The following is a 13,156-nucleotide window of genomic DNA, read 5'->3' on the forward strand; positions in this document are numbered from 1 at the left end:
CCCGCTCGTTGCCGAGCTTTGCCTGTCAACGATGGGCAGTATCAGGCTCGCTCCGAACGCTATCGTGAGGGAGGGCGAGAAGGTGTTGAATTGCATCGGAGATAGTCCACTGCTCGAAACCGGGGGTGATAAGTGAGCCGTCGGATGCGACCTCTGAAACGTTGAACCCTTCTTCAACGTCTTCGTAGTAGATGGCTACTTGCCCAAGCTGCGCCACGATAAATACTGATTCGCTCACACCGCCACGCATGACCGATGCGGTGCGAAATGGGACGCGAAAGCGGGCAAACCGTTCGGCGTGTTCTTGTAAGCACTTGGCGAGCTGATCGGACAATAGCCCCTCCAGCTCTTCACGAGAAATTGGAGTTCAGCGGTTCATAGCTTCTTGAATGAGAGCTCACGGAGGATTCTGACCGACTGGCGAACGGCCGGTTCTGGCCGCTTGCGGCCGCTGATTGAGGATACCTGCTGCGGGTTTCATGGTGCTGAACTAACCCGTCATCATCACCGGAATGCGCAGCTCGAAGGCGGTATGCCTGCGCCAACCTGCGGCGCGCTGCGTGGCACCCGTGCCACATGATCCCGGCGGGCCGTGTGGAAATGCCCGCCCGTACGGATGGGCACTTTCTACACTGCGCGCCCCCGCCCCTACTCAGCCATGCACGCACTTACCGGATACCTCACCATGCATGTGGGCCCCAAGGGTACGGCTGCGACAACCACATCTAGCTTTTGAAACACGTGCTGTGTTCAAGGCGTGCTGTGTCCAAAAGGCCAGTGAACTTTGCAGACGTCACCTTCAGCGCTTGTCCATCCACCAGCGCATCACACCCTCGCACCCATCCTCCACCACATCCAGCACATGCTCAAACCCGTCGGCGCCCCCGTAGTACGGGTCGGGCACCTCGTGGGCTTCAAGCCTGATGCAGAAGTCCGTCAGCCTGCGCAAACGGTCTTCGCTTCCGGGCGGGCACAGCGCGCGGGCGGCGTGTTCGTTGTTGTCGTCCATCACCAGCACCAGGTCGTAGTCGCTGAAGTCGCGCCGGGTGAGCTTGCGCGCGCGCTGGGATGACAGGTCGTACCCGCGGCGCGCCGCGTGGGCCTGGGCGCGTTCGTCGGGTGGCTCGCCCACGTGGTAGCCGTGCGTGCCGGCGGAGTCCACGTGGATGCGGTCCGCCAGGCCTGCGTCGGCCACCATCTTCTGCAGCACGCCGTGGGCCGTGGGGCTGCGGCAGATGTTGCCCATGCAGACCATCAGCACGGACATCGGCTCGCCCGATGTCGATGGGTTGTGGCGGGTGTGTTCCAGGGGCGGTTGCTTGATCGTCTTATGGTCCATGGTGCTCGGCCGGGTGGTTGATCATGGGAGCGCTGGCCGATTCTGCATGGTCTGGCCCCTGCACCGCGATCGTGCACTTGCCTGCACGCGCGCAGGCCCGCGTCCTGCAGGCGGCCATCGGTGCGGAGGTGGCTTCGCGGCGCGATTCCACGTTGCAATTCTTTGCTGGGCTGCTTGGGCAGGCGCGCCTATATTGGCGGCACGGCCCTCCGTTGGGGGGCGTGATGTATGCCTTGCCACTGCGGCCACCTTAACCATTCGCCACCCTGGAGCCTCACCGCATGACCCTTTTGACGCCGGAGCAACAACGCGTGGAGGCCGAGCTGCGAGAGCTGGTGGGCCACGCAGCTTTCGCACTCACCGCCGAAGGCCGGGGCGTGCTCACCGCGGGGGAGGCCACCGTGGTGGTGGACGTGCCCGCGCATGCACGCCACGTGGTCTGCAGTACGGGCCTGGGCTCGCTGCCATCCGACCCAGCGGCCCGCCAATCCGTTGTGATGGCCGCGCTGCAGTACAACATGTTCCTGGCCGAGGGCGACGGTGCCGCGGTGGCCGCGCACCCCAATGGCGACGGCAGCCTGTACCTGTGCTACCGGCTTCCGCTCCACGGCCTGGACGGCACGGTGCTGGCCAACGTCATCGCCAATCTGGCGGCCCGCGCGGGCCCGCTCGCCCAGCGACTGTGGGGCTTGGAGGCCACGGCTGCCAGGGCAGGCGCTGCCGCCGAGGTGCCCGCGCCCGCACTGTCGAGCCAGTTCATGAACCTGCGGGCCTGATCCCATTCACGCACAGCCATCGAGACGCTGACCATGTCCAGCCATTTCCCCTCCATCAGCCAGCCTTTCATCGCGCCGCTGTCGCCGTCGCAGGGCGGTTTGCCCCAGGGCGTGCCCAGCCTGTTCACGCCGGGCACGTTGCCGCACGACATGCCCGGCACGCAACTGGGCGGCGACCTGGCCGACCCTGGGTTGACGGCATCGACAACGGTGTTCCACATGGCGCTGGTTGTGCCAGATGGCTTTCCGCCACTGCCTGCGGACGACGGCGCTGCGCCTACTGCGTCTACTGCGCAAGGCACCAAGCGTGCCCGGGGAGACGAGGGGGGCGATCCCACCACCGAAGCCAGCACCAAGAAAGCGCTGCTCATGTCCTCGTCCGGCAGTGCGGTCAAGGCATCCACCGACCCCATGAGCAGCAGTGCAGCGCTGCAATGGGCCCTGCGCGAGTCGCTGGACGCCACCCGGGCCACGCCTTTGCGCGACAAGCCCAAGACCGAAGAGCTTTGCAGCAGGCTCGAACGGCCCAGGTGGGATACGCCCCTGACCGGCAGAGTCATTTCCCGCAAGGACGGCGAAGGCCACGCGCAGGACCTGCGCCACGTGGTGGCCTACGAAACCATGCAGTCCTCCGTGCAGGCCGTGTTGCGAATCTCCAAGACCGATCAACAGAACTACGCCACCCTGGACCGGCTCGCTGACGCCATGGGCGACGTCTCGCCCATCAAGGACGACCACCAGCGTGGCTTGGCCACAGCAGGCAAGCTCAACAATTTCTTGTTCGTCTGCAAAGGCAACTTCTTTCTGGGCGATGCGTTGGAGAACCAGCGCGCGGGCTCCTCCACGGCGGCACTGCACCACACAGAAGATCAGCGGCTGCAGCAACTCAGTTCGGCCACTGGCGAGGCCGGGATCACCGCCGTGCTTCGCCAGGCCACGGGGAGCCTGAGTGGTCCCATCCTGGACACCACACTGCAGGCCTATGGCCTTCCGGCGGCCGGGCCGAAGCCCGTGCCGAAATCCGGCGAAGACCCGAAGCAGGTGGAAAAGACTTACGACACCGCAAAAAAAGCGTTGCAGGAGGAATTGGCGACCCGCATCCTGGCCTCTCTGCCCACGCTCGATGCCTATCAGGCAGCAACCGACCCCACCCGCAAAGAGTCTTGCTTCACCTTGCTGAAAAGCGACGTTGCCCATCTGATCGAAGGGCTCGCGGACAGCACGGCCTACGACGTGAGCCGCACCGCCCACACCGACCTGAGCGAGAAGCAGAAAGCCTTGAACATGGCGTTTGGCATGTTCCGTGCCGCGGAGCGCACAGGAAGCGCCGATGAACTGGTGCAGGCCGTCAAGATCATGAAATCCATTGACGATGCTGCCCGGGAGCTGGCGCCGGAAGTGTCGGCGCGCAAGGGCAGTACGGCGACCAAGCTGAGCTTCGGACCGTTGTATGAGCAGACGAAGAAGTAGACACGGTGGGCCAAGTCAGCCAGAGGCCGCATACCAGCAGTGCTTGTCGGCGCTCAACTGCGCCTTGGATTTGTTGGATTGAAGCTCCAACGTTGGTTGCATGTCATCGGCCCTGTAGTGCCTTACAACGCTTAAGGATTCTTTGCCATGTGCCGCATTCGTCCTGCTTGAGCCTTCAGCAGTGCGCATAAAAAAAGCCCGCATTGCGCGGGCTTTACAGGGGCCGGCTCGGTGGACCGGTGCCGTGTTCAGGGCCTTTCGATGGACCGTGGCTGCGCTGCCTCATAGTCGGTCCCAACGGGTGGCTGAGGTTCCACCACTTGCCCCACGGCAGCGCCGCCAAGGGCACCGGCAATCGCGCCCGCCGTACCACCAACGAACACGCCCACCGGCCCGGCCACGGCGACACCCACGGCAGCACCTGCAGCGGCGCCTGCCATCACGCCGCCGCCCATCAGGGCAGACTGCGATTCGCGGCGGGACTCGCTGTCGGTCAGCGCGTGCTGCGCGGCGGGGTCGGGGTCCTGTGATGGAACACCGTGGCCAGGGACGGCCTGGGCTGCCAGGTCTGCGTCGACCGTCGTGTGCGTGTCGGTGCTGGAGGCCGCAGGATGTGCCGTAGTGTCGGCGGCAGGGTGGAGGATGGGGTTCATGAGGTGCTCCTTGTCATGTCTTTGAACAGGCGGGTCAGGGCCCGCTGAACAAATTCTTGAGCCGCCTGCACACCTGATTCGCCATCCATCGATTCGCTGGCCTGTCGGACAAAAGCCTGTACCGCCGCTAGGTCTTGACCGCGGTCAAGAACAAGGCTGGAACAGGGCTGCAGCGGGAGTCGAAACAAGGCTGGACACGAATCGACGCAGGCACCAACGGGGTCGATTCTGTGTGGCTGTGCGGCCCCTGCATCGCAGCCTAAAAAGTGCCCGTCCGCGCGACCGAATTAAAGACGCGGCTGAAGGTGACGCAAGTTAAGGATGCGATTGCAACTGCCGGGCCCATCAGCGTTGCCACTGCGGTCGTCGCTGTCGGCGCAAGTCAAGCCACGCGCACTTCAAAGTACGCACCATCAGCTTCGCCCAGGTCCCGAAAACCCGCCTGCTTGGCGGCGACGCTGGCGCGGCCCCAGTGCTTGAGCAGGGTGAGGTCGCCGGGCGAGACGATCTCTGGGGGGGACTCTTCCAGGCTCGACATGGTGTCGAGGGCTGCAGCTACTTGCTCGGGGCCGCCGAACTGCTTTTCCAGCTCTTTGGCATAGCGCCGCTCGGCGTTCGCCCGCTGCTGGGCAGGCAGTTCTTCGGGGTAGTCGCGCAGAGTGACCGTGTAGCAGGCTTCGAGGGTGTCCATGGCGTTCTCCTGGTTGAATAACTGTATAAATGTACAGTCATTTGGGCAGGCATGGCTATGGGATCAACCCTGACAGACCCGTTTTCTCGCAACGACAACGCAGGGCAAGCACCAAAAAACAGAAGAAATTGCCAGCTACCGCTTGTCCAGAAAGCGCAAGATGCTATCGAAAACGTAGCGGTTGCTGCGCGGGGCGTTGCAGGCTGCGACGGGCTGTCACCTCATCGGCTTTCCCCAGGCGCTGTACACGCGCCTTCACTTTGCCTTTGCGCCGGCAGAAGGTTTTCTGCCTGCGGGCTTGGCGGCGTTGAGTGCCACCGCAGCGCGGATGAGCGCCTTGAAAGCGTCAGCGTCCACGGTGTCGCCCTCGTGGATGTCGATGGCACGCCGCGCATTGCCGTCCAGGCTGGCGTTGAACAGCTGCGCCGGGTCGGGCAGCGACGCGCCTTTGAGGAAGGTGAGCTTGACGGCCGCCTTGTAGCTCTCGCCAGTGCACAGGATGCCGCCCAATGACCACACGGGCGTGCCCATCCACTTCCACTCTTCCACCACATCGGGCGCCGCTTCGTGGATGAGCGCGCGCATGCGGGCCAGCACCGGGCCGCGCCAGTCGGCGAGGTCGGCGATGGCTGGTCGATGAGGGTCGATGCGGGCTGGGTGGCTGTGGTGGGTCTGGACGGCATGTGCGTGTCTCCTGTGGCGCAGTGATCGTGCGACGGCGGCGGATCAGCTCGGCGTGGCGGTCGTGCCCGCGCCCTGGAGGACTCCAGCGATGAACCGCGACTTTTCCTCGCGATAGCGATCCATGCCCTCGGTTGCAAAACGTTGTTTGAGCTGGTTGTACAGCGCCACCAGGTCAGGGTTGGCGCGCAAGGCATCGCGAAAGTGCAGGAAGAATTCGAACTCCGACCCGACGGCCACCACCTGCAGAGCAACGTCCATGGGCGCGCTGGGCGCCAGCAACATGCACAGCGCGGGCGTGCGCAGCGTGTCTGTCTTGACGACATAACCTGCAGCTTCCAACGTGGTGACGCTGCGTGCGTGGTCCTGCAGTGCTACCAGCACGCAGATGTCCAGGTCGCCCTTGGAGATGGCGCCTGCAATCGACGACGCACCGATGTGTTCGATGCGGGCGAGCGGAAGGATTGCCGCCACTTGGGCGGCCACATCCGCAAACACGGCTGCGGCTTTGGTCTGGTACTGCGCGGGTTCTAGCAACTTCATGGAAAGCGGGTGCGATGCAAGCCATCAGGGCCGCGACTGATCACGGACGGTCTGAGGCCACCGGGCTACCTGTCCGCCACTCTAACCGCCCGTCGCTCCCGTCGTACCGCAACAGACGCCCTGTATGCAGCCTGCGACTTTGCAAACGCGTTTTTCTTCGTTGGTGCACTGCTCCCCCGCGCAGATCATGGGCTGCAACCCACACCCAAACCGTTTCCCATCCAACGCCCAGGAGCCCGCTATGCCCGTCCAGTTCATCGGCATGATCCAGCCGCACGAAGTCTCTGAAACCATCCCGCGCAAGGGCCCGGCGATCGACCCGGCCTACGTGCGTGCGTTCGCCCAGGCGCACGAGCATGCGGGCTTCGACCGCATCCTGGTGCCTGCCAGCTCGTCCAGCCCCGACACGCTGCTCACGGCCACCTATGCGGCGTCGGTCACAGAGAAGATCGGCCTGCTGCTGGCCCACCGCCCCGGCTTCGTGGCCCCCACGCTGGCTGCGCGCCAGTTGGCCACGCTGGACCACTACACCGGCGGCCGCCTGGCGGTGCACTACATCAGCGGCGGCTCGGACGAAGACCAGCAGCGCGACGGCGACTTCCTCAGCCACGACGAGCGCTATGCGCGCACCGACGAGTACCTCACCATCCTGCGCCGGGTGTGGGCCGAAGACAAACCCTTCGACCACGCAGGCACCTACTACCGCGCCAAGGGCGCCGTGTCCGAAGTGAAGCCCCTGCAGGGCCAGCGTGTGCCCATCTACTTCGGCGGTGCATCGGCGCCCGCGTTGCAGGTGGCGGGCAAGCACGCCGACGTGTACGCGCTGTGGGGCGAATCGCTGGACCAGGCCGGCGACCTGGTGCGCCGCGTGCGTGCCGAGGCCACGCTGAACGGCCGGCACGTGGACTTCAGCATCTCGTTCCGCCCCATCCTGGGCAAGACCGAAGAAGAGGCCTGGGCCAAGGCCGACCGCATTCTGGACGACACCCGCCGCCTGCGCGTGCAGCAGGGCTACGCACGCGGTGTCGGCCCGCAGCAGAGCGAGGGCGCGCAGCGCCTGCTGGCCGATGCTGCCAACGGTGACCGCGTGGACGAACGCCTGTGGACGGCGGTGGCGCGCGAGATCGGCGGGCGGTCCAACTCCACGTCCCTGGTCGGCACGCCCGAGCAGGTGGCCGACGCGCTGCTCAAGTACTACGACCTGGGCATCACCACCTTCCTGATCCGGGGCTTCGACCCCCTGGTGGATGCCATCGACTACGGCCGCGAACTGCTGCCCCTGGTGCGCGCCAAAGTCGCCGAACGCGACGGCGAGCACGCTGCGCACACCCTGCGCAAGGCGGCGTGATGAGCGGCCGCATCGACCACGCAGAGGGCAACCTTCACGGCATCGGCAGTGACGGCGCAGGCAGCGCCGGCCACCCCAGCCGCCCTGGCACATCGCGCCGCCAATGGCTGCAGCAGGCGGCAGCGCTGTCGGTGGGCGCCACCGGCATCCTGGGCCTGGGCTCGGCCGCGCATGCACAGGCGCAGGCACCGGCTCCGGCACCGGCCGCATCGCTGGTGCTGGGCGACCAGGCGGGCGGTTTGCGTGCCCTGTTCGAAGCCGCCAAGACGCTGGACGGCGCACCGTTTGCCTGGCGCTGGGCCAACTTCCAGGGCGCCGCGCCGCTGTTCGAAGCGCACCGCAGCGGCGCTGTCGACACCGCCATGGCGGGCGACCTGCCTGTGCTGGCCGCCGCTGTGGGCAAGACCGCGCTCAAGATCGTGGCCACCCGCGTCGGCCAGCCCGACTCGCTGGGCATCGTGGTGCAGGGCAACTCGCCCCTGCGCAGCGTGGCCGACCTGCGGGGCAAGACGGTGATTGTCTCGTCCGCCCGCGGCAGCATCTCGCAGTACCAGCTGTACGGCGCGCTGGAAGAGGCGGGCGTGAAGCGCGAGGAGGTGACGGTCAAGTTCGTGCTGCCCACCGACGCGGCCGCCGCGTTCGCATCCAAACAGATCGACGCCTGGGCCATCTTCGACCCCTACTACACCATCGCCCTGCAGCAGGGCGGCCGCATCCTGCGCGACGGGCGCGGCATCAACACCGCGCTGGGCTTCATCACCGCCACCGAGGCGGCCCTGGCCGACCCGGCCAAGCGCGCCGCCATCGTGCAGTACCTGGACCGCCTGGCCCGCGCCGGCGACTGGGCCCTGGCCAACCGCGAGGCGTATGCGCAGGTCTACACGCAGCTCACACGTCTGCCCATCGAGGCCTCGCGCATCATCACGGGGCGCGCGGCCATTGCGGCGCGGCCGGTGACGCAGGCGGATGTCACTGCGCTGCAGACGGTGGCGGACCGGTCGGCGCGGGACGGAATCCTGCCGGTGCGGGTGGATGTGGCGGGGATCACGGATGTGGGGGTGTGGAAAGGCGCGGCGTGAGCGAGCCTCGGTGAGACAAAATGTCCCAACCCAATGGCTGCCTGGCTTGCTACGATCACGACCCATAGTGTGAGTTAACCGCCAGGAAGTGATCAAAGATGGATTGGGTCCCTGTAGTCTTCATCGTGTTCAAGGTTCTCGTGTTCGGCACGGGCATGTTTTTCGCCATCAAGTGGCATTACGACCAAGACAAGAAGAAGAAAAAAAACGAAGCCGGCGAACCCTGAGCGCCTGCCGGACTTACAAGCGCCTGCCGACACCTGCCTGGACGCCTCATCGTGGCCGATGAGGGTCCTGCACTCAAACCCCCACCGCCCGCATCCCCACCAGCCCCGGCATCGCCCCGCGCATCGCCTCCAGAAACAGCCGCAACCGCGCCGGATAAAACCGCGCATACGGGTACACCAGGTACACCGGCAGCGGCGACGCGTGCCAGGTGGGTACCAGGTGCAGCAAGTCTCCGCGGCGCACATCGCCGTCCACGATCCATGCCGATGAAATGCACGCCCCCAGCCCGGCCAGTGCGGCGCTGCGCAGGGCGTACAGGCTGTCGGTGGCCAGGCGCGGCGTGATGCCGAAGGTGTGGGCCTCGCCGCTGGGCTCGTGCGTCAGCGTCACGTCGCGCCGGTAGAAGGTGCTCAGCGCCAGCCAGGGCAGCGGCTGCAGGTCCTGCGCGTGCGCTGGCGTGGCGCGCCCGGCCATGAGGGCGGGGGACGCCAGCACGATGCGCGGTACCTCGGCCAGGCGCACGGCCACGACGGAGGGGTCGTCCACCGCGCCGACCTGGATCGCGCAGTCGATGCCTTCGGCGATGAAGTTCGGGCGCCGGTCGTGCAGCATCCATTCCACATCCACCTCGGGGTAGCGGCGCAGGTAGGCCATCAGCGGAGCAATGAACTGGTCTTGCCCGAAGGCGTGCGGCGCCAGCACGCGCAGGGTGCCGCGCGGGGTGTCGGCCGTGCCGCGCAAGTCGTCCTCCATGGCGCGCCAGTCTTCGAGCAGGGCCTTGGCGTGGTCAAAGCAGCGCTCGCCATCCTTGGTGAGCTTCATCACATGGGTGGACCGCTGCAGCAGCTTGATGCCCAGGCTGCGCTCCAGCGCCTGAAGGCGACGGCTCACGGTGGGCTGGCTGGTGCCCAGCTGCTGGGCGGCGGCAGACAGGCTGCCGGTTTCGACGATGCGGATGAAGGTCTGCATCAGCTCGATGCGGTCGGCGCCGGGTGGCATGGCGATGGTCATACGCCAAGCGTATAATAAATCTGCAGCCCAGCCCACTACCCACTGCGTTGCAACCCAAGAACAATCGCACCATTCCTTTAGTCGAACAGGTGTCGAGATGTCTTCCATTCAAAACGTGCATGCAAGCCCTGCCGTCGGCACCGCGCCGGGGCAGCCGCCGGCCGAGGCAACGGTGAGCGCGCCGCTGTTGCTGCTGCTGGCCACCACGGCGGGGCTGAGCGTGGCGTCGCTGTACTACAGCCAGCCCATGCTGGGCGTGCTGGGGCCGGACATGCAGGCCGACAGCCGGGTGGTGGGCCTCGTGCCCACGCTCACGCAGCTGGGCTACGCGCTGGGCATCTTGCTGCTGGCCCCGCTGGGCGACCGGTACGACCGGCGCCGCATCATCGTCATCAAGTCGGTGGCGCTGATGCTGGCACTGTTGCTCAGCGGCCTGGCGCCCGGCATGGGCGCGCTGCTGGCGGCCAGCCTGGCCGTGGGCCTGGCGGCCACGGTGGCGCAGGACGTGGTGCCCGCTGCCGCCACGCTGGCCCCGGCCGCGCAGCGCGGGCGCATGGTGGGCACGGTGATGACGGGGCTTCTGCTGGGCATCTTGCTGTCGCGCGTGGTCAGCGGCTTTGTGGCGCAGCAGTGGGGCTGGCGCACGGTGTATGTGGCGGCGGCTGTGGCGATTGCGCTGCTGACGGTGGCGGTGTGGCGCGGGCTGCCGCGGTTTGCGCCCACCACGCAACTGGGCTACGGCGCGCTGATCGGCTCGATGGTGGCCTTGTGGCGCCAGCACAGTGCGCTGCGCCGGGCGGCCTGGGCGCAGGGGCTGCTGGCCGTGGGCTTCAGCGCGTTCTGGTCCACGCTGGCCGTGATGCTGCACAGCCAGTTCCACCTGGGCACGGCCGCAGCCGGGGCGTTTGGACTGGCGGGGGCGGCGGGTGCCCTGGCTGCCCCGCTGGCCGGGCGGCTGGCCGACAAGCGCGGGCCCGAGGTCGTGACCCGTTATGGCTCCGGGTTGGCCGCTGCATCGTTTGCCGCAATGGCGCTGGCACCCTTGCTGCCCGCCCAGGCGCAGCTGGCGTTGATCGTGGTGAGTGCCATCGGTTTTGACTTCGGCGTGCAGGCCACGCTGGTGGCGCACCAGACCATCGTGTACGGCATCGACCCCGCCGCGCGCAGCCGGCTCAATGCGCTGCTGTTCACCGGCATGTTCATCGGCATGTCGGCCGGTGCCGCGCTGGGCAGCCTGGCGCTGGCGCAGTGGGGCTGGCTGGGCGTCGTGGCGTTGGCTACCGTGGGGTCGCTGGCTGCACTGGCGGTGCGGATGGCAGGGCGTGTGCGCTGATTTTTGGATAAAAATTGCCTCTACCGCTTGCTGGGTAAGCGCTAGTAGCTATCAAAAAAAGAGCGGCCATGGAGCCGCTCTTTTTCTGGACTGCGCCACGCTGGCCAAGCGGTCGGTGGCCTCAGTCGCCAGGCCTCAAGCCTCAGGCCTTCTTCACCTCGATGTGATACAGCCCCCAGGGGCACAGGCCAAAGCGTTCTTTCACCGGCTTGTCCTTGAAGGCGGGCAGCACGTCGGCGTCGTACACAGCCCACTGCGGGCCCAGGCCGCCCAGGGCCATGGGCTGGCCGTCGATGTGGGTGGCAACGATCATGCCGTACGCCTGCGCGTCGGCCATGCTGAGGGTGACGTTGTAGCCGTCCACCGCGCGCAGCACCAGCTGCACCGGGCTGCCTGCGGCCACGCCGGCTGCGGCCAGCACGGTGGTGAGCAGGGGGCCTGTCAGGGTGTGGGGTTTGCTGTCGTACTCCAGCGTGGGCTTGATGGTGACGGCGGGCATGCGCTGCAGGGCGGCGGCGTCCAGCGCATGGGCGTTGCTGAACTGGATGCCGTGCTTGCCCATCATCTGGTCGATGGCAGGGTCGAGCGCGCCGCGGTTGGGCTTGGTGATGGCGCCGCTGATAGTCAGCAGCGTGGGGCCGGTGGCGGCCTTCGCTGGCGGTGCGGCGTGGCTGCTGCCGCCGGTGGCAGACCACAGGCTGGCGGTGCCCAAAGTGGCGGTGATGAAGTGGCGTTTGTTCATGTGGATGGGCTCCTCGGTGCAAATGAGGGGCGCATCCTAAGCGCAACCGGCGCCCACGCCACGCAAAAAATGGCACGCTGGGGCCGTCGCTCCATACGCCGGGGCCACCACCGCCCAGGCTCACGCCGCCTTGTCTGCGGCCAGGGGCTGCAGCACGGTCTTGAAGCTGCGGTCCCACAGGGGCGCGACCTGCGCGGGGCCGTCCAGCACGCCCAGCTGCAGGAAGGCATCGGCCACGGCCTGGTGGCCCTTGACCACGCCGTCGTCCACGGGGCGCAGGTCGTAGTCGGTGCTGCGGTTGTTCCACAGCTCGATCAGGTCGCCCACCGGCACACGGGTTTCGGCAGACTGGGCGCGGGCGTAGTCGAGGTAGTTGCCGTTGGCCCAGAGGTAGGCGCGGCGCAGGCGCTGCAGGTAGTCGCTGATGGCAGCGTGGCGGGCCGGGTCTTCCACCGCGCGTGGGTTGGCGTAGATGGGGAAGTTGCCCGACAGGTACCCCTGGCCCGTCTTGAGCACGCGTGCGCCGTAGCGCAGCCGCGCCAGCTGGCCGTTGTAGCCGTAGATGGCCCAGGCATCCAGGTCGCCCCGGTCGAAGGCCGACAGCCCGTCGGCCGGCGTGAGGTTGATGGCGTTGATGTCGGCGAACGACAGGCCCGCCTCGGCCAGCTGCCGGCTCAGGTAGTAGTGCGAGGTGGTGGCGCGCACGTAGCCCACGCGCTTGCCCTTGAGGTCGGCGATGCGCTGGATGGGCGCGTCCTTGCGGGCCAGCGTGACCTGGTTGTTGAGGTCTTCGCGCACCACGGCGATGAAGCGCACCTGGGCTTTTTGCCGCGCGGCGAACAGGGCCGGGATCTCGCTGCCCGAGCCCAGGTCCAGCGCGTCGCCGTTCAGGGCCTCGATGTGCAGCACGCCGTTGTTCAGCTCGCGCCATTCGATGCGGTAGGGTGTGTTGCCCTGGCCGGACGCAGCGATGAGGGCGCGCCACAGGCCCTTGTAGGTGCCGATGCGCAGGGTCACTCTGGAGAGGTCGGGGGCTGGAGGGGCGGCCAGCGCGGGCACGCCCGCCGTGGCGGCCCAGGCGGCGGCGCCCAGGCCGGCCTGGATGAGGTGGCGGCGGTTGAGTGTGGGGGTGCAGTTGCGATGCATGGTGGTCGGGCCTTTTATGGGTCGGTGGGCAGCAGCAGAGGGGTTGCGTGCTTGGGCAGCGAGATTCCGCCAAGCCCGGCCTGCGCGCAAAGACCTTTGCGTAGCATCGTTATGCG

13 protein-coding genes and 1 pseudogene are annotated in these 13,156 nt (G+C 66.9%); 5 read left to right on the forward strand and 9 right to left on the reverse strand.

Annotated features, from left to right (window positions below; translation table 11 throughout):
- Positions 1-25: 25 nt before the first annotated feature.
- Together ACSQ3D_RS07655 and ACSQ3D_RS07660 are read right to left on the reverse strand one after the other, a co-directional pair.
- A complete protein-coding gene (locus ACSQ3D_RS07655; protein ID WP_436126460.1) occupies positions 26-334 on the reverse strand; it encodes a hypothetical protein in 309 nt (102 codons plus the stop codon).
- Positions 335-799: 465 nt separating this feature from the next.
- The gene (locus tag ACSQ3D_RS07660; protein ID WP_436126728.1) at positions 800-1,255 is read right to left on the reverse strand and encodes a low molecular weight protein-tyrosine-phosphatase; all 456 of its coding nucleotides are present in this window, start codon (positions 1,253-1,255) and stop codon (positions 800-802) included.
- Between the two features lie 365 nt (positions 1,256-1,620).
- Between ACSQ3D_RS07660 and ACSQ3D_RS07665 the strand changes: the two genes are divergently transcribed.
- A complete protein-coding gene (locus ACSQ3D_RS07665) occupies positions 1,621-2,115 on the forward strand; it encodes a type III secretion system chaperone (RefSeq protein WP_436126461.1) in 495 nt (164 codons plus the stop codon).
- Positions 2,116-2,148: 33 nt separating this feature from the next.
- Positions 2,149-3,585 (forward strand): hypothetical protein, encoded by a 1,437-nt coding sequence (locus ACSQ3D_RS07670; protein WP_436126462.1) that lies wholly within the window; start codon positions 2,149-2,151, stop codon positions 3,583-3,585.
- A gap of 248 nt (positions 3,586-3,833) precedes the next feature.
- Here the strand turns inward: ACSQ3D_RS07670 and ACSQ3D_RS07675 are convergent, their stop codons facing one another.
- The 4 genes and pseudogenes from ACSQ3D_RS07675 to ACSQ3D_RS07690 all read right to left on the reverse strand — a co-directional run bounded on the left by ACSQ3D_RS07675 (position 3,834) and on the right by ACSQ3D_RS07690 (position 6,153).
- Positions 3,834-4,238: a bacteriocin gene (locus ACSQ3D_RS07675; RefSeq protein WP_436126463.1), complete on the reverse strand. Its 405-nt coding sequence runs from the start codon at positions 4,236-4,238 to the stop codon at positions 3,834-3,836.
- Between the two features lie 382 nt (positions 4,239-4,620).
- Positions 4,621-4,929 (reverse strand): hypothetical protein, encoded by a 309-nt coding sequence (locus ACSQ3D_RS07680; protein WP_056168319.1) that lies wholly within the window; start codon positions 4,927-4,929, stop codon positions 4,621-4,623.
- Positions 4,930-5,184: 255 nt separating this feature from the next.
- Positions 5,185-5,612: pseudogene (locus tag ACSQ3D_RS07685) on the reverse strand (DUF1801 domain-containing protein).
- A 43-nt stretch (positions 5,613-5,655) separates the two neighbouring features.
- Positions 5,656-6,153 carry a GrpB family protein gene (locus ACSQ3D_RS07690; RefSeq protein ID WP_436126464.1) on the reverse strand — a complete coding sequence of 166 codons (498 nt, stop codon included), beginning with the start codon at positions 6,151-6,153 and terminating at the stop codon, positions 5,656-5,658.
- Between the two features lie 241 nt (positions 6,154-6,394).
- On the opposite strand from ACSQ3D_RS07690, the gene ACSQ3D_RS07695 reads away from it, so the two are divergent.
- Positions 6,395-7,501: an LLM class flavin-dependent oxidoreductase gene (locus tag ACSQ3D_RS07695; RefSeq protein ID WP_436126465.1), complete on the forward strand. Its 1,107-nt coding sequence runs from the start codon at positions 6,395-6,397 to the stop codon at positions 7,499-7,501.
- Positions 7,501-8,580 (forward strand): ABC transporter substrate-binding protein, encoded by a 1,080-nt coding sequence (locus ACSQ3D_RS07700; protein WP_436126466.1) that lies wholly within the window; start codon positions 7,501-7,503, stop codon positions 8,578-8,580. Before ACSQ3D_RS07695 ends, ACSQ3D_RS07700 begins: the two co-directional genes overlap by 1 nt.
- A gap of 300 nt (positions 8,581-8,880) precedes the next feature.
- Here ACSQ3D_RS07700 and ACSQ3D_RS07705 read toward each other — a convergent pair whose 3' ends face one another.
- Entirely contained in the window at positions 8,881-9,819 is a 939-nt protein-coding gene (locus ACSQ3D_RS07705) for a LysR family transcriptional regulator (protein WP_436126467.1), read from the reverse strand.
- Between the two features lie 97 nt (positions 9,820-9,916).
- Between ACSQ3D_RS07705 and ACSQ3D_RS07710 the strand changes: the two genes are divergently transcribed.
- Positions 9,917-11,152: an MFS transporter gene (locus ACSQ3D_RS07710; RefSeq protein WP_436126468.1), complete on the forward strand. Its 1,236-nt coding sequence runs from the start codon at positions 9,917-9,919 to the stop codon at positions 11,150-11,152.
- 142 nt (positions 11,153-11,294) lie between these two features.
- Here the strand turns inward: ACSQ3D_RS07710 and ACSQ3D_RS07715 are convergent, their stop codons facing one another.
- Positions 11,295-11,894, reverse strand: coding sequence for a molybdopterin-dependent oxidoreductase (locus ACSQ3D_RS07715; protein WP_436126469.1), 600 nt, complete (start codon positions 11,892-11,894; stop codon positions 11,295-11,297).
- Positions 11,895-12,014: 120 nt separating this feature from the next.
- Entirely contained in the window at positions 12,015-13,040 is a 1,026-nt protein-coding gene (locus ACSQ3D_RS07720) for an ABC transporter substrate-binding protein (RefSeq protein ID WP_436126470.1), read from the reverse strand.
- Between the last annotated feature and the right edge of the window lie 116 nt (positions 13,041-13,156).

This window comes from Acidovorax sp. LjRoot117 (genome assembly GCF_964252695.1).
Taxonomy (GTDB): domain Bacteria; phylum Pseudomonadota; class Gammaproteobacteria; order Burkholderiales; family Burkholderiaceae_C; genus Acidovorax.